The 15342-nt window shown below is 70.7% G+C and carries 14 protein-coding genes; 4 read left to right on the top strand and 10 right to left on the bottom strand.

The annotated features are described in order from the left end of the window. Nucleotides 1-2: 2 nt before the first annotated feature. From ACWD3E_RS10575 to ACWD3E_RS10550, 6 genes are all read right to left on the bottom strand, one after another. On the bottom strand, nt 3-890 hold the full coding sequence (locus ACWD3E_RS10575) for a Cof-type HAD-IIB family hydrolase (protein WP_451387176.1): 888 nt from the start codon (nt 888-890) through the stop codon (nt 3-5). 94 nt (nt 891-984) lie between these two features. Then, entirely contained in the window at nt 985-1896 is a 912-nt protein-coding gene (locus ACWD3E_RS10570) for an LLM class flavin-dependent oxidoreductase (RefSeq protein ID WP_451387175.1), read from the bottom strand. A 98-nt stretch (nt 1897-1994) separates the two neighbouring features. Further along, nucleotides 1995-2543 (bottom strand): RNA 2'-phosphotransferase, encoded by a 549-nt coding sequence (locus ACWD3E_RS10565; RefSeq protein WP_451387174.1) that lies wholly within the window; start codon nt 2541-2543, stop codon nt 1995-1997. 109 nt (nt 2544-2652) lie between these two features. Continuing rightward, nucleotides 2653-3612: a MerR family transcriptional regulator gene (locus ACWD3E_RS10560; protein WP_451387173.1), complete on the bottom strand. Its 960-nt coding sequence runs from the start codon at nt 3610-3612 to the stop codon at nt 2653-2655. 34 nt (nt 3613-3646) lie between these two features. Continuing rightward, nucleotides 3647-5398 carry an SDR family oxidoreductase gene (locus ACWD3E_RS10555; RefSeq protein WP_451387645.1) on the bottom strand — a complete coding sequence of 584 codons (1752 nt, stop codon included), beginning with the start codon at nt 5396-5398 and terminating at the stop codon, nt 3647-3649. Nucleotides 5399-5409: 11 nt separating this feature from the next. Then, complete coding sequence (locus ACWD3E_RS10550) at nt 5410-6252, bottom strand: M24 family metallopeptidase (protein ID WP_451387172.1); 843 nt, start codon at nt 6250-6252, stop codon at nt 5410-5412. A gap of 216 nt (nt 6253-6468) precedes the next feature. On the opposite strand from ACWD3E_RS10550, the gene ACWD3E_RS10545 reads away from it, so the two are divergent. Genes ACWD3E_RS10545 through ACWD3E_RS10530 form a run of 4 tightly spaced genes read left to right on the top strand, consistent with a single transcriptional unit; the run spans nt 6469 to nt 9970 of the window. Further along, nucleotides 6469-7434 (top strand): ABC transporter ATP-binding protein, encoded by a 966-nt coding sequence (locus ACWD3E_RS10545; protein ID WP_451387644.1) that lies wholly within the window; start codon nt 6469-6471, stop codon nt 7432-7434. Beyond that, complete coding sequence (locus ACWD3E_RS10540) at nt 7424-8332, top strand: ABC transporter permease (RefSeq protein WP_451387171.1); 909 nt, start codon at nt 7424-7426, stop codon at nt 8330-8332. Before ACWD3E_RS10545 ends, ACWD3E_RS10540 begins: the two co-directional genes overlap by 11 nt. After that, nucleotides 8329-9240, top strand: coding sequence for an ABC transporter ATP-binding protein (locus tag ACWD3E_RS10535; RefSeq protein ID WP_451349856.1), 912 nt, complete (start codon nt 8329-8331; stop codon nt 9238-9240). Before ACWD3E_RS10540 ends, ACWD3E_RS10535 begins: the two co-directional genes overlap by 4 nt. Before the next feature lie 10 nt (nt 9241-9250). Then, the gene (locus ACWD3E_RS10530; RefSeq protein ID WP_451387170.1) at nt 9251-9970 is read left to right on the top strand and encodes an ABC transporter permease subunit; all 720 of its coding nucleotides are present in this window, start codon (nt 9251-9253) and stop codon (nt 9968-9970) included. 360 nt (nt 9971-10330) lie between these two features. Here ACWD3E_RS10530 and ACWD3E_RS10525 read toward each other — a convergent pair whose 3' ends face one another. The 4 genes from ACWD3E_RS10525 to efeB form a co-directional block, all read right to left on the bottom strand. Beyond that, on the bottom strand, nt 10331-11164 hold the full coding sequence (locus ACWD3E_RS10525) for an HAD family hydrolase (RefSeq protein ID WP_451387169.1): 834 nt from the start codon (nt 11162-11164) through the stop codon (nt 10331-10333). Beyond that, nucleotides 11161-12438 (bottom strand): serine--tRNA ligase, encoded by a 1278-nt coding sequence (gene serS, locus ACWD3E_RS10520; RefSeq protein ID WP_451387168.1) that lies wholly within the window; start codon nt 12436-12438, stop codon nt 11161-11163. The genes ACWD3E_RS10525 and serS overlap by 4 nt, the downstream gene beginning before the upstream one ends. A 515-nt stretch (nt 12439-12953) precedes the next feature. After that, nucleotides 12954-13886 (bottom strand): prephenate dehydratase, encoded by a 933-nt coding sequence (gene pheA, locus ACWD3E_RS10515; RefSeq protein ID WP_451349852.1) that lies wholly within the window; start codon nt 13884-13886, stop codon nt 12954-12956. Between the two features lie 152 nt (nt 13887-14038). Beyond that, the gene (gene efeB, locus ACWD3E_RS10510; RefSeq protein ID WP_451387167.1) at nt 14039-15340 is read right to left on the bottom strand and encodes an iron uptake transporter deferrochelatase/peroxidase subunit; all 1302 of its coding nucleotides are present in this window, start codon (nt 15338-15340) and stop codon (nt 14039-14041) included. Nucleotides 15341-15342: the final 2 nt, after the last annotated feature.

Raw genomic sequence — 15342 nt, 5'->3', positions numbered from 1 at the left:
CGTCAGAACCGTTCCGCGAGCACCCGCTCGATCACGACCGCCACGCCGTCCTCGTTGTTGGCGACGGTACGGCCCGACGCGGCGGCGAAGACGTCCGGGTGGGCGTTGCCCATGGCGTACGACTGCCCGGCCCAGGTCAGCATCTCGACGTCGTTGGGCATGTCGCCGAAGGCGACGACCTCCTCCTGTGCGATGCCGCGCTCGGCGCAGCACAGGGCGAGGGTGCTGGCCTTGGAGACGCCGGCGCCGCTGAGTTCCAGCAGGGCGCTGGGGCTGGAGCGGGTGACGCTGGCGTGGCCGTCGACGGCGACGCGGGCCAGGGCGAGGAACGCGTCGGGGTCGAGATCGGGGTGGTAGGCGAGGATCTTCAGCACGGGCTGGTCGGCGTTCGGACCGTCGGCCGCGAGCAGTTCCTCGGCGGGCCGGAGGTGGTCGGGTATCTCCATGTGCAGCTTGGGATAGTCCGGTTCCTGGTGGAAGCCGTACGTCTGCTCGACCGCGAACACCGTGCCGGGTGCCGCCGCGCGCAGCAGCCGCACGGCGTCCAGTGCGTTCTGCCGGGCCAGTTCGCGCACCTTCACGAACCGGTGGGCGCCGGGGCCGCCGTGCAGGTCGACCACGGCGGCGCCGTTGCCGCAGATCGCCAGGCCGTGGCCGTGGACGTGGTCGCTGACGACGTTCATCCAGCGGGCCGGGCGGCCGGTGACGAAGAAGACCTCGATGCCCGCCTCCTCGGCGGCAGCCAGCGCCGCGATCGTCCTCGGGGAGACCGACTTGTCGTCGCGCAGCAGAGTGCCGTCGAGATCGGTGGCGATCAGCCGCGGCGGAAGGGTCGCGGCCGGGGTCCCGGGCTGTCGAGTCGCTGAGGTCACCGGGCCATTCTCATGCATATGCCAGCACGTACGTGCGGTACTTCGCACAGATGAGACACAGACGACAGATGAGACACCACCGGCAGACGGAGCCGACCCCCTGCCCCGTGCGTCAGTCCAGCTGGGCGAGTGCCTCCATGGCGATCTTCTCGAAGACCTTCTCGTCCGCGGCGAAGTCGGAGTCCGGGATGGGCCAGTGGATCACGATCTCGGTGAAGCCCAGCTCCCGGTGGCGGCCGGCGAAGTCCACGAAGGCGTCCAGGGACTCGAGCGGACGGCCGCGGTCCGGGGTGAAGCCGGTGAGCAGGACCTTGTCCAGCTCGGCCACGTCCCGCCCGGCCTCGGCGCAGGCCTCGGCCAGCTTGCCCGTCTGGGCGACGAGGGCCGCCACGGACTGCTCAGGGGTGCCGTTCTCGTACAGCTTCGGGTCGCCGGTGGTCACCCACGCCTGGCCGTGGCGCGCGGCGAGCTTGAGTCCGCGCGGGCCGGTGGCCGCCACCGCGAACGGCAGCCGGGGGCGCTGCACGCAGCCCGGAACGTTCCGCGCCTCGTGTGCCGAGTAGAACCGGCCGTCGTACGTCACCGCGTCCTCGGTGAGCAGCCGGTCCAGCAGCGGCACGAACTCGGCGAAGCGGTCGGCGCGCTCTCGCGGGGTCCACGGCTCCTGCCCCATAGCCGTGGCGTCGAAGCCCGTGCCGCCCGCGCCGATGCCGAGGGTGATCCGGCCACCGGAGATGTCGTCGAGGGAGATCAGCTCCTTGGCGAGGGTCACCGGGTGCCGGAAGTTCGGCGAGGTGACCAGTGTGCCGAGGCGGAGCCGGTCGGTGACGGCAGCGGCGGCGGTCAGTGTCGGCACGGCGCCGAACCAGGGGCCGTCGCGAAAGCTCCGCCAGGACAGGTGGTCGTAGGTGTACGCGGTGTGGAAGCCGAGCTGCTCGGCCCGCACCCAGGCCGAACGGCCGCCCTCGCTCCAGCGGCGGTACGGGAGGATCACGGTGCTCAGACGCAGACTCGGCAGACTCATGCGTCCGAGAGTACGGGGATCCCCGACAACGGCCGAAAACGGTCACCGTACGCGGCTGCTGAGCCACGGAGCGAGCAGGCCGGTGGCCCGGCGGCTTTTCAGCGCGGGCCGGGGAAGCGCAGGTACTGCGGGGGTACGGCCTTGGTCAGCCACACTCCGTTCGCGCTGACGTGGAAGACGTGGCCGTCGCGGTGCATGGCACCGGCGTCGACGGTGAGGACGACGGGGCGCCCGCGCCGGGCGCCGACCCGGGTGGCGGTCTCGCGGTCCTTCGAGAGGTGGACGTCGTGCCTGCTCATCGGCCTGAGGCCCGCTGTCCGGATTGTGTCCAGGTAGCGGGCGACGGTGCCGTGGTAGAGGTACGGCGGCGGGGTCGCCGGGGGCAGCCCGAGATCGACGTCGATGCTGTGGCCCTGGCTGGCGCGGATTCTCGTCCCCTCGATCGCGAAGCGCTGTTTGTCGTTGTCGGCCACCACCTGGTCGAGTTCCGCGCGGGTGAACCGGAAGCCGTGGGCGGCGGCTGCCGCGATCAGCGCGTCGATCTCGACCCAGCCGCCCTCGTCGAGGACGAGCCCGATCCGCTCGGGCTGGTGGCGCAGGTGTTTCGAGAGGTACTTCGACACCTTCACGGTGCGTCTTTCGTCCATGCGTCCAGCGTGCGGGAGAGACCCGGATCACGCAGGTTGTTTTTGCCCGCATGTTTGATCCACAACCAAGTGTGGTTATCCACAGAAGAGTTGGCGAAATTGTGGATAACTAGCAGATTTTTTGCGGCGATTCGCTAAGTTTGTTGGTGGCGGATGGAGATGAGGCAAGGGTGTCCAACACACGTGCCCTCACCTCGCGTTCGGCCGCCAGTGCAATGAATGACGATGCCTGTTCGTGACCAACCAGCTTTTCCACGGCCTCGATCGTCTCGGCGGGGAGGGCGACCTGGCGGGTGCCGGAGGCGGGTTCGGCGGGTTGCGCGGCGGCGAGGTGTGTCCGGAGGTGGCGGGCGGCGAACAGCCGCATGGCACGGGCCAGTTCGGCGTCCACCGTCTGCTGGGCGAGAGGGCGCAGGCGTCGTACGAGCGAGGCCGCTTCCGCCGCGTCCGCGTCCGTACGGAGGCCCGAGTCGTCCAGGTAGCGGGCGAAGACGTGCTCGGTGGTGAACTCGAGGAAACGGGCGGCTATGTGCTCCACCTGGACCCTCAACTCCCGTAGGTGGCCCGAGATCGCGGACAGCGGGACACCGGCCGCGTGCAACTCGACGGCCACGGACAGCTCTTGGGGGCTCGGGACGAGGAAGGTGCCGGGGGCGCCGTCGACCGGTTCCAGGACGCCGAGGTCGACCGCCTCGGCCACGGCGTCGTCGTCCGCGGTGCCGCCGAAGCGGGCGTCCAGCTCGGCGCGGGTGATGCGGGCCGGTTCCTCGTCCGTCCAGGGCCCTTCCACCTCCGTGACCAGGCCGAGGACCCCGCCCAGGCCACGCCCGCTGTCCCAGGCGTCCAGGAGCTCCTTGATCGAGGCCAGGGTGTAGCCGCGGTCGAGGAGCTGGGCGATCTGGTGCAGCCGGGTGACGTGCGCCTCGGAGTAGAGGTTGGCACGCCCCCGGCGCTCCGGGCGGGGGAGCAGGCCCCGGTCCTGATAGGCGCGGATCGTACGCACGGTCGCGCCGGTGTCGTGGGCGAGATCCTCGATGCGGTAGGTCCGGCCTGGCGGGAGGTCGGTCATGGGCGGTTCCTCCGTTGGTGACCGGGCCTGTCGCTCACAACTTCGGCTCGACCCTCGCCAGCCGCCGCAGCGCTCCCGGCATGTACCGCGACAGCAGATGCGCGCCCTTGGCCTCCGGGGTCACCGGGACCACCGCCTTGTTCTGGGTGACCGCGTCCAGGATGGCCTCCGCCACCTTCTCCGGCGGGTAGTTGCGCATCCCGTACAGGCGGGCCGAGTTCTTCTGACGGCGGCGCTCCTCGGCCGCGTCGACACCGGCGAAGCGGGCCGTGGAGGTGATGTTCGTGTTGACGAAGCCGGGGCAGATCGCGCTCACCCCGATGTCCTGGCCGGAGAGTTCGGCGCGCAGGCACTCGGAGAGCATCAGCACGGCCGCCTTGGAGGTGCTGTAGGCGGGCAGGGCGCGGGAGGGCTGATAAGCCGCCGCCGACGCGATGTTGACGATGTGGCCGCCCTGGCCGCGCTCGGCCATCTTCGCGCCGAAGAGCCGGCAGCCGTGGATCACGCCCCACAGGTTCACGTCGAGGACCTTGCGCCAGTCGTCGGTCGTGGTGGCGAAGAAGGAGCCCGACAGGCCGATGCCCGCGTTGTTGACCAGCACGTCCAGTACGCCGTACTCGCGGTGCACCTTCTCGGCGAGCTTCTCCATGGTCTGCTCGTCGGCGACGTCCGCCGTCTCCGCCCAGGCCTCGGGGGCGCCGATCAGCCGGGACAGCTCGGCGGTGCGGGCCGCGCTCTCCGCGTCCCGGTCGACGGCGACCACGCGCGCGCCGGCCTCGGCGAACGCGAACGCCGTCGCCCGTCCGATACCGCTGCCCGCGCCGGTTACCAGCACCAACTGCCCGCCGAAGCGCTGGACATGGCGGCCGGTGACCTGCGGCTCGGGACGGTTGCCGTCCACGGAGGCGATGAACTCGTCGATCCAGGCCGCCACTTGGTCGGGACGCGTACGCGGGACCCAGTGCTTGGCCGGGAGCGTGCGGCGGGTCAGCTGCGGCACCCACTGCCCCAGGTCGTCGTAGAGGCGCTCCGAGAGGAACGCGTCCCCCTGGGGCGTGATGAGCTGCACGGGCGCGTGCGCGTACGCGTCCGGGCGCGGCCGGAGCAGGCGGGCGCGGACGTTGTCCCGGTACAGCCAGGCGCCGTGCGCGGCGTCGGAAGGCAGGGAGCTGGTCGGGTAGTCGCCGCCGGGGACCTTCTCGACCCGCTGGAGGATCTTCGGCCACCTCTTGCCGAGCGGGCCGCGCCAGGCCAGTTCCGGCAGGGCGGGCGTGTGCAGCAGGTAGACGTACCAGGACTTGGCGCCCTGGCCGAGGAGCTGGCCCACCCGGCGGGGCGTCGGACGCTTCACGCGCGCGTTGATCCAGTGCCCGAAGTGGTCCAGGGACGGCCCGGAGATCGAGGTGAAGGAGGCGATACGGCCCTCGGTGCGGCCGACCGTGACGAACTCCCAGGACTGCACCGAGCCCCAGTCGTGCCCCACCAGGTGCACCGGCCGATCCGGGCTGACCTCGTCCAGGACGGCCAGGAAGTCGTCGGTGAGCTTGGCCAGCGTGAAGCCGCCGCGCAGCGGCTGCGGCGCCGTGGAGCGGCCGTGGCCCCGGACGTCGTAGAGCACGACGTGGTAGCGGTCGGCCAGGCGGTTCGCGACCTCCGACCAGACCTCCTTGCTGTCCGGGTAGCCGTGCACCATCACGATCGTCGGCTGCTCCGGGTCGCCCAGCTCGGCCACGCACAGCTCGACGCCGCCGGTCCTCACCCAGCGCTCGCGCGCACCCTTCAGCATCGAAAGTGTCGTCACTTCTCCTCCGCCCAGCGCCGCACGTGCGGCAGTTCGTCGTCCAGCCAGAACGCGCTCTCCTCGGGGTCCCGGGAGTCGGTGACCACCAGGATCTCCTCGAACTTCGCGCCCGTACCCCTGAAGCCGAGGTGCGGTTCCACCGCCCACAGGCCCGGCTGCGGCGGGTGGTCCGAGAAGCGGTACGGCGACCACAGTGGCGACCAGCCCTCGCGGTGGCCGTGCAGCGCGTCGCTCGCCAGTCCCTTGAGGGACTGGGTGCCGAACCCGAACAGGTGGGGCGAGAAGCGGCGCGGTTTCACCCGGTCCACCTTGTGGGCGATCACACCGAACGGGTATGCCCGGTGCCGGTTGGCGTAGCCCTGCCGGGACATGAGGCGTTCCACGTCCTCGTAGATCTCGCGCAGCGAGCGCCGCTCGCGCACCTCGCGCAGGATCAGCTCGCGGTGCGCCTCCAGGTCGGCCATCAGCCGGTCCTGGACCGGGTTCGCGCCGAGCGAGCCCGAGTAGCCGATGTCCGCGGTGTATCCCTCGTAGACCGGGGCCATGTCCAGGATGAACGGCATCCCGGGCTCCAGTCTGCGGTCGGTCGGGAAGAACTGCAGCGGGATGCGGAAGTTCACGAACGCCGTGCGGTCCCCGAACCAGGCGAAGGGCAGGTGGAACCAGTCCCGCACCCCTCGCTCGCGCAGCCACTGCCGCTGCATCCGAGCCGCCTCGCGCTCGGTCACGCCCGGCTCAAGGCGCGCCGCGATCGCCTCCGCGCACTCGTAGGCCAGGCGCTGCACGCGCCTGAACCCCTGAAGTTCAACGGAGAGTCCACTGCTCACTGCCGTCGTCATGCCGCCCCGTCCCGTCGTGCCTCCGACTCGTCCCGTCGGCTGCGGTACGCGTCCGTAACTTGACACTGGTGAATGTGACAGTTGTTAGAGGCGGCGTCAATAGGCGTCTTGGGCAGGGGAACCCCTAGGGCCCCGTAATACCGGAGTCTGACGCCAAGACGGCTCTGAGGTCTGACGACCGGCGTGGCTCGGATCACTACTGTCGAAGGCGTGACTGTGATCGCGACCGAAAGCCTGAGCAAGCGGTTCCCCCGGGTGACCGCGCTCGACCGGCTGTCCGTGGACATCGGGCCCGGTGTGACCGGACTCGTCGGAGCCAACGGCGCCGGCAAGTCCACCTTGATCAAGATCCTGCTGGGTCTGTCCCCCGCCACGGAGGGCCGCGCCGAGGTGCTCGGCCTGGACGTCGCGACGAAGGGCGGCTCCATCCGAGAGCGCGTCGGGTACATGCCGGAGCACGACTGCCTGCCGCCCGACGTCTCGGCCACCGAGTTCGTCGTCCACATGGCGCGCATGTCCGGCCTGCCGCCCACCGCCGCGCGCGAGCGCACCGCGGACACCCTGCGCCATGTCGGCCTTTACGAGGAGCGCTACCGCCCCATCGGCGGCTACTCCACCGGCATGAAGCAGCGCGTCAAGCTCGCCCAGGCGCTGGTGCACGACCCGCAACTGGTCTTCCTGGACGAGCCGACCAACGGCCTCGACCCGGTCGGCCGCGACGAGATGCTCGGCCTGATCCGCCGCATCCACACCGACTTCGGCATCTCGGTCCTGGTCACCTCCCACCTGCTCGGCGAACTGGAGCGCACCTGCGACCATGTCGTCGTCGTCGACGGCGGCAAGCTGCTGCGCTCCAGCTCCACCAGGGACTTCACGCAGACCACGACCACCCTCGCGATCGAGGTCACCGACAGCGACACCCACTCCGACGGCACCCGCGCGGTCCGCGACGCGCTGCACGCGCGCGGGGTGGAGATCCAGGAGGACGGCGACGGTCTGCCCGGCGCCGGACACATCCTGCTGCTGAGCGCCGCGGGCGAGGAGACGTACGACCTCGTCCGGGACGTGGTCGCCGACCTCGGCCTCGGCCTGGTGCGCATGGAGCAGCGCCGGCACCACATCTCCGAGGTGTTCACCAGCAGCGACGAACAGCGGAAGGAGGCCGTCGGCCATGGCGGTTGAGCAGCCCCTGGCGATGCACAGCGGCGACCAGTCCCGCATCCACGACATCGGCTACCGCGGCTACGACGGCCCCCGCCTGGGCCGCGCCTACGCCCGACGCTCGCTGTACTCGCAGTCCCTGCGCGGCGCCTACGGCCTCGGCCGCTCGGTGAAGTCCAAGGTGCTGCCGATGCTGCTGTTCGCGGTGATGTGCGTGCCCGCCGCCATCATGGTGGCCGTCGCCGTCACCACCAAGGCGCACGAACTCCCGGTGTCCTACACCCGCTACGCGATCCTCATGCAGGCCGTGATCAGCCTGTACGTCGCCTCGCAGGCACCCCAGTCCGTCTCCCGCGACCTGCGCTTCAAGACCGTGCCGCTGTACTTCTCGCGGCCGGTCGAAACCGCCGACTACGTGCAGGCGAAGTTCGCGGCGCTGGCCTCGGCCCTGTTCGTGCTCACCGGCACCCCGCTTCTCGTGATGTACGTGGGCGCGCTGCTGTCCAAGATGGGCTTCGCCCATCAGACCAAGGAATTCGCCCAGGGACTGGTCTGCGTGGCCCTTCTCTCGCTGCTCTTCGCCGGCATCGGCCTGGTCATCGCGGCCGTCACCCCGCGCCGCGGCTTCGGCATCGCCGCCGTGATCGCCGTGCTGACCATCACCTCCGGCGCGGTCACCACGCTCCAGGCCATCGCCGACACCCACGGCAACAGCGACGCCGTTCCGTGGCTCGGCCTGTTCTCGCCCATCACGCTGATCGGCGGCATCCAGTCCGCCTTCCTGGGCGGCAGCTCCCCCTACCCCGGCGGGGTGATCCCCTCGCACGGGCAGGGCGCCGTGTTCGTCCTGGTCGCCCTGGCAGTGATAGCCGCGAGCTACGGCCTCCTGGTGCGCCGCTACAAGAAGGTGGGCCTGTGACCACGCTGAGCATCGACCACGTCTCGCGCTGGTTCGGCAACGTCGTCGCCGTCAACGACATCACCATGACCATCGGCCCCGGGGTCACCGGCCTGCTCGGGCCCAACGGCGCCGGCAAGTCCACGCTCATCAACATGATGGGCGGCTTCCTCGCCCCCTCCACCGGCACGGTCACCCTCGACGGGCAGCCTGTGTGGCGCAACGAGGAGATCTACCGGCACATCGGCATCGTCCCCGAGCGGGAGGCGATGTACGACTTCCTCACCGGCCGCGAATTCGTCGTCGCCAACGCCGAGTTGCACGGCCTGGGTGCCAAGGCGGCCGGACGGGCCCTCGCCACGGTCGAGATGGAGTACGCGCAGGACCGGAAGATCTCCACGTACTCCAAGGGCATGCGGCAGCGCGTGAAGATGGCGAGCGCGCTGGTGCACGACCCGTCACTGCTGCTGCTCGACGAGCCCTTCAACGGCATGGACCCGCGCCAGCGCATGCAGCTCATGGAGCTGCTCAGGCGGATGGGCGACGAGGGCCGCACGGTGCTGTTCTCCTCGCACATCCTTGAAGAGGTCGAGCAGCTCGCCCGGCACATCGAGGTCGTCGTCGCCGGGCGGCACGCGGCCAGCGGCGATTTCCGCAGGATCCGCCGCCTGATGACCGACCGCCCGCACCGCTACCTGGTGCGCTCCAGCGACGACCGGGCCCTCGCGGCGGCGCTGATCGCGGACCCGTCGACGTCCGGCATCGAGGTCGACCTCGCCGAGGGTGCGCTGCGTATCCAGGCCGTCGACTTCGGCCGCTTCACCGCGCTGCTGCCGAGAGTCGCCAGGGACCACGGCATCCGCCTGCTCACGGTCTCGCCGTCCGACGAGTCCCTCGAGTCCGTCTTCTCGTACCTGGTCGCGGCGTAGGAGGCCGAAGATGTACGACCCCACCGTCGCCCGGCTCACCTACCGGGCCCTGCTCGGCCGTCGCCGGGCCCTCATCCTCGGCGCGCTGCCGCTGCTGCTGATCGTGATCTCCGTGGTCGTGCGCGCGCTGGCCGGCGCCGACGACCAGACGGCGGCCGACCTGCTCGGCGGCCTGGCCCTCGCCACGATGGTGCCGATCATCGGCGTCATCGCGGGCACCGGCGCGATCGGCCCGGAGATCGACGACGGCTCCGTGGTGTATCTGCTGTCCAAGCCGATCAAGCGGCCCACAATCATCTTCACCAAACTGATCGTGGCCGTCGCGGTGACCATGGTGTTCTCCGCGGTGCCGACGCTGATAGCGGGCTTGATCCTCAACGGCAACGGTCAGCAGGTCGCCGTCGCCTACACGGTCGCGGCCCTGGTCGCCTCCATCGCCTACGCGGCGCTCTTCCTGCTCCTCGGCACGGTGTCGCGGCACGCGGTGGTCTTCGGGCTGGTCTACGCGCTCGTGTGGGAGGCGCTGTTCGGCTCCCTCGTCTCGGGCGCGCGCACGCTGAGCGTCCAGCAGTGGGCGCTGGCCGTCGCCCACAAGGTCACCGGCGGCGAGCTGATCACCTCGGACGTCAGCCTGCCGACGGCGACCGTGCTGCTGGTGGCGGTCACCGTGCTGGCCACCTGGTACGCGGGCCAGAAGCTGCGGGCGCTGACGCTGGCGGGCGAGGAGTAGGCCCGGCCGGCGGTTAATTCGGTGGCGTCCAACTCGGCGGCGGGGCACAGTGGTTGTGCCCCTTCCGCCGGGAACGTCCCGGCGCCGCGTTCTGGGAGAGGAGGCGGGCGATGTCCATGCACGGCAGTACGCCCGGCTCCCGACAGGGCAGCCCGAGGCCGGCTCCGGAGTAATCGCTACCCCTCCGTGGAGCCATGGGAACTGCCCGGGGCGGTCGCGAGACGCTGTCGCTGTGATGCGGCCGGTGTGCAGGCTGGGGTTGGTCATGTCGGCGCCCCTGCCTGCAGGCTGTGCCCACCCGTTCCGCCGTGCGGAACGACTGCCACAGCGACAGCCCGAGCGACCGCCCTTGCCCAGCTCTCAGCCCAGCAAGCGCTCCAGCACCACCGCGATGCCGTCCTCCTCGTTGGAGGCCGTCACCTCATCGGCCACCGCCTTCAGTTCCTCGTGGGCGTTGGCCATGGCCACGCTGTGGGACGCCCAGGCGAACATCGGGATGTCGTTGGGCATGTCGCCGAAGGCGATCGTGTCGGCCGCCTTCAGCCCCAGGCGGCGGGCCGCGAGAGACAGGCCCGTGGCCTTGGACAGGCCCAGGGGAAGCAGTTCCACGATGCCCGCGCCCGCCAGGGCCACGGTGACGAAGCCGCCGGCCGCGCGGCGGGCCGCCTCTGCCAGCTCGTCGTCGCCCAGCGTCGGATGCTGGATGTAGATCTTGTTCAGCGGGGCGGTCCAGAGGTCGGACGCGTCCGTGAAGGGGACCGCGGGGAGGCTGCCCGTGACCGCATAGCCCGGCCCCACCAGCACCTCGCCGTCGAGGCCGCCGCGGCTCGCCGCCAGGTACAGCGGGCCCACCTCGGCCTCGATCTTGGCCAGCGCCACGCCCGCCAGCTGCCGGTCCAGGGTCACCGAGGTGAGCAGGCGGTCCGCCCCGGCGTCGTAGACCTGTGCGCCCTGGCCACAGACGGCTAGGCCCTCGTAGCCGAGGGCGTCGAGGATGTGCCGGGTCCAGGGGACCGCGCGGCCCGTGACCACGATGTGGGCCGCGCCCGCCGCGGTGGCCGCGGCGAGCGCCTCACGCGTGCGCTGCGAGACCGACTCGTCGGAGCGCAGAAGCGTTCCGTCGAGGTCGGTCGCGATCAGCCGGTACGGGAACCCCCCGGAGGCAGACCCTCCGGAGGGCGACTCGTGGCTCACTTGGCGACCGGCTCCAGGACCTCCCGGCCGCCCAGGTACGGCCGCAGAACCTCGGGCACGCGGACCGAGCCGTCGGCCTGCTGGTGGTTCTCCAGGATCGCCACGATGGTGCGCGGTACGGCGCACAGCGTGCCGTTGAGCGTGGCCAGCGGGCGGACCTGCTTGCCGTCGCGGACGCGGATCGACAGGCGGCGGGACTGGAACTCGGTGCAGTCCGAGGTCGAGGTCAGCTCGCGGTACTTGCCCTGGGTCGGGATCCACGCCTCGCAGTCGTACTTACGGGAGGCCGAGGCGCCGAGGTCGGCGGAGGCGACGTCGATGACGCGGAACGGCAGCTCCAGCGAGGTCAGCCACTGCTTCTCCCACTCCAGCAGGCGCTTGTGCTCCTCCTGCGAGTCCTCGGGAGTGACGTACGTGAACATCTCGACCTTGTCGAACTGGTGCACGCGGAAGATGCCCCGGGTGTCCTTGCCGTGCGAACCGGCCTCGCGGCGGAAGCAGGGGGAGAAGCCCGCGTAGCGCAGCGGCAGCTTGTCCGCGTCGATGATCTCGTCCATGTGGTACGCCGCCAGCGGCACCTCGGACGTGCCGACCAGGTACAGGTCGTCCTTGTCGAGGTGGTAGACGTCCTGCGCGGCCTGGCCGAGGAAGCCGGTGCCGGCCATGGACTGCGGGCGGACCAGCGCAGGGGTCAGCATCGGCGTGAAGCCGGCCGCGGTGGCCTGGGCGAGCGCCGCGTTCACCAGGGCCAGCTCCAGCAGGGCGCCGACGCCGGTGAGGAAGTAGAAGCGGGAGCCGGAGACCTTGGCGCCGCGCTCGACGTCGATCGCGCCGAGCAGCTGGCCCAGCTCCAGGTGGTCCTTGGGCTCGAAGCCCTCGGCGCCGAAGTCGCGGATCGTGCCGTGCGTCTCCAGCGTGACGAAGTCCTCCTCGCCGCCGACGGGCACGTCGGGGTGGACGAGGTTGCCGAGCCGGAGCACCAGCTCCTGGGTCTCGGCGTCGGCCGCGTCGCGCTCGGCTTCGGCGGCCTTGACGTCGGCCTTCAGCTGCTCGGCGCGCTTGAGCAGTTCGGCCTTCTCGTCGCCGGTGGCCTTGGGGATGAGCTTGCCGAGCGACTTCTGCTCGGCGCGCAGCTCGTCGAAGCGGACGCCGGACGACCTGCGCCGCTCGTCGGCAGACAGGAGGGAGTCGACGAGCGCGACGTCCTCTCCACGGGCGCGCTGGGACGCGCGCACACGGTCGGGGTCCTCACGGAGCAGGCGAAGGTCAATCACGTGGCCAAGGCTACCGGTGCCGGGTTCCCGCTCACGAATCACTATTCCGGGGAGTCCTGATTCGCGGCTTACGTTCCGTTGTGCGTCAATTGCCGAGCGTGTCAAGGGAAAGTGTCTCATTCCCTGGGACGAGGCATGTGTCGCATGCCCGGTTGACCGGATTCCCTTGTGCGGGGCGGCACTTGGCCACCCGGGTTGTCCACAGAAGTCTCGGGCCTCCGATGAGTTATCCACAGGCTGTGTGGAAGATCTGTGGACTTCGGAATTGATCACTCCGGAAGCCGCGGCCGAACTGAAGAATTCCCGGCTCGAGCTGGTGTGACACCCACTTTCGGGTGGAAAGGGGTCGCTCCAAAAGATGAACCAAAGGAAACGAGTGGACGAAGGGTGATGTGCGGGACGGTGGCCGCATCGGGGACTTCCAGGGCGATTTGTCGACCGGGTCGCTCTGCTGTGTCGACTTGTCCCCAGGTCGAGAAGCGGACCTGTGGATAACTTCTGTGGATAACGCCGGCCTAGAACCGGCCGTCCTGGCAGCGCGCCACCCAGTCCGCCGCCGCCATGAACTCCTCGTCCGAGGTTCCCGGCCGCGTCGGCCCCGCCTCGTCCGGCCTGATGTCCGCCCGCGGATAGGACCCGAGGAAGCGCACCTGGAGGCAGATCCGCTTGAGGCCCATCAGCGCCTCGGCCATTCGCCGGTCGGAGATATGGCCCTCGGCGTCGATGCAGAAGCAGTAATTGCCGATACCGGCCCCGGTCGGCCGGGACTGCAGCAGCATCAGGTTGATGCCGCGCGAGGCGAACTCGCCCAGCAGATCGCGCAGGCCACCGGGGTGGTCGTCCCGCTGCCACAGCACCACCGAGGTCTTGTCGGCGCCGGTCGGCGCGGCGGGCCGGGCCGGACGGCCGACCAGCACGAACCGGGTCTGCGCGTTCTCCGCGTCGTGGATGCCGGTCTCCAGGGCCTCCAGGCCGTACCGGGCGGCGGCGAACTCGCCCGCGAAGGCGGCGTCGTACCGGCCCTCCTGGACCAGGCGGGCGGCGTCCGCGTTCGAGGCGGCAGACTCCCAGGTCGCGTCGGGCAGGTTCTTCCTCAGCCAGTTGCGCACCTGCGGCTGGGCCGCCGGATGGGCGGAGACCGTCTTGATGTCGGACAGCTTGGTGCCCGGCCGGACCAGCAGCGCGAAGGTGATCGACAGCAGCACCTCGCGGTAGATCGTCAGCGGGGCGCCCGCGACCAGCTCGTCCAGGGTGGTGGTGATGCCGCCCTCGACGGAGTTCTCGATCGGCACGAACGCGGCCTCGGCCTCGCCGGCGCGCACGGCGTCCAGCGCGGACTGCACCGACACGTACGGGATCAGCTCCCGGGTCGCCGCCTCCGGAAGCGTGCGCAGGGCGACTTCGGTGAAGGTGCCCTCGGGGCCGAGATACGCATAGCTCGCTGGCATAGCCTCACCCTAATGGCCGCAGGAAACCGCGGCTCCCGCGTCTCATGAAAGCCACCCGAGTGAGTGGTTTGAAACCCCGGACGGGTGATTTCCCGCCCGGAATCCTCCGGGATCATCCGGAATCCCCGTGGGCCGCGCGGAGCCAACCGGGATCACCCTTCCAGCAGCCGCTGCCCCACGTACTCTCCCTCGGCCGCCCCGCCGGGCACCGCGAACAGGCCGCTCGCCTCGTGCCGGACGAACTCCGACAGCGCGTCCCCCCGGTCGAGCTTGCGCTGCACCGGCACGAAACCGCGCAGCGGGTCAGCCTGCCAGCAGATGAACAGCAGACCGGCGTCCGGAGTGCCGTCCGCGTCGATGCCGTCGTGGTACGAGAACGGGCGCCGCAGCATGGCCGCGCCTCCGTTCCGGTCGGGCCGGCTGATCCGCGCGTGCGCGTTGAGCGGGACGACGTACTGGCCCTTTGCGTCGGTCTTCTCCAGGTCCATCGCGGTCGTCTCGCCGCCCCCGGACAGCGGCGCCCCGTTGTCCTTGCGGCGCCCGATGACCGCCTCCTGGGCCGCGAGCGACAGCTTCTCCCAGTCGTCCAGGAGCATGCGAATCCGGCGTACGACGGCGTAGGAGCCGTTCGCCATCCACGCGGGCTCGCCCGAGCCGGGCACGAAGATCCGCCGGTCGAAGTCGGGCTCGGCCGGCTTCGGGTTGCGGGTGCCGTCGAGCTGGCCCATGAGGTTGCGGGCCGTCATGGGGTGGGCGGTGGCACCCGGGCTGCGGTTGAAGCCGTTCATCTGCCAGCGGACGCGGGCCGCGCTGCCCGCGTCCTTCTGGAGCGCGCGCAGGGCGTGGAAGGCGACCAGGGCGTCGTCGGCGCCGATCTGCACCCACAGGTCACCGTCGCTGCGCGTCTTGTCGAGCTGGTCGGAGGAGAAGGCCGGCAGCGGGTCGAGGGCGGCCGGCCGCTGCTTCTCCAGGCCGGTCCGGCCGAAGAAGGAGTGCCCGAAGCCGAAGGTGACGGTCAGCGAGGACGGGCCCGCGTCCCGGGCCACGCCGGTGTCGCCGTGCGGGGCCGCCTCGCCCGCCATCAGCCGCTCGGCCGTGGCCGACCAGCGGCGCAGCAGGGCCGCCGCCTCCTTGCGGCCCGCTCCCGCGGTCAGGTCGAAGGCGACGAGGTGGCCGCGCGCCTGGAGCCCCTCGGTGATGCCGGGCTGATGTTTCCCGTGAAACATCGCCCGGCCCGAGCCCACGGAGGACAGCGGGGCGGCCTGGGCGGGCGCGGCGGCGTAGCCCGCGGCACCGCCCGCCGCGCCGAGCACGAGGCCGGTGGCGCCCGCGGTGCCGAGCAGCGTCCGGCGCGAAATGCCCTCCCTGAAGGGAGCGTTTCCGGAATCGGCCTCCCTGGGGGCGGCCGTTTCCGCCTTGCGGGCGGTCATCTCGGGAGGGGACTGGTCGGGCATGG

The organism is Streptomyces sp. NPDC002676, from assembly GCF_053592455.1.
This window is presented reverse-complemented; position numbering and strand designations above follow the sequence as displayed.

Excerpts from the sequence above, each read along its gene's own strand:
- ACWD3E_RS10570 (WP_451387175.1), bottom strand. The coding sequence starts at position 1,896 with ATGAGTCTGCCGAGTCTGCGTCTGAGCACCGTGATCCTCCCGTACCGC.
- efeB (WP_451387167.1), bottom strand. The coding sequence starts at position 15,340 with ATGCCCGACCAGTCCCCTCCCGAGATGACCGCCCGCAAGGCGGAAACG.
- ACWD3E_RS10540 (WP_451387171.1), top strand. The coding sequence starts at position 7,424 with ATGGCGGTTGAGCAGCCCCTGGCGATGCACAGCGGCGACCAGTCCCGC.
- ACWD3E_RS10565 (WP_451387174.1), bottom strand. The coding sequence starts at position 2,543 with ATGGACGAAAGACGCACCGTGAAGGTGTCGAAGTACCTCTCGAAACAC.
- ACWD3E_RS10530 (WP_451387170.1), top strand. The coding sequence starts at position 9,251 with ATGTACGACCCCACCGTCGCCCGGCTCACCTACCGGGCCCTGCTCGGC.
- ACWD3E_RS10555 (WP_451387645.1), bottom strand. The coding sequence starts at position 5,398 with ATGCTGAAGGGTGCGCGCGAGCGCTGGGTGAGGACCGGCGGCGTCGAG.
- pheA (WP_451349852.1), bottom strand. The coding sequence starts at position 13,886 with ATGCCAGCGAGCTATGCGTATCTCGGCCCCGAGGGCACCTTCACCGAA.
- ACWD3E_RS10560 (WP_451387173.1), bottom strand. The coding sequence starts at position 3,612 with ATGACCGACCTCCCGCCAGGCCGGACCTACCGCATCGAGGATCTCGCC.
- ACWD3E_RS10550 (WP_451387172.1), bottom strand. The coding sequence starts at position 6,252 with ATGACGACGGCAGTGAGCAGTGGACTCTCCGTTGAACTTCAGGGGTTC.
- ACWD3E_RS10575 (WP_451387176.1), bottom strand. The coding sequence starts at position 890 with ATGCATGAGAATGGCCCGGTGACCTCAGCGACTCGACAGCCCGGGACC.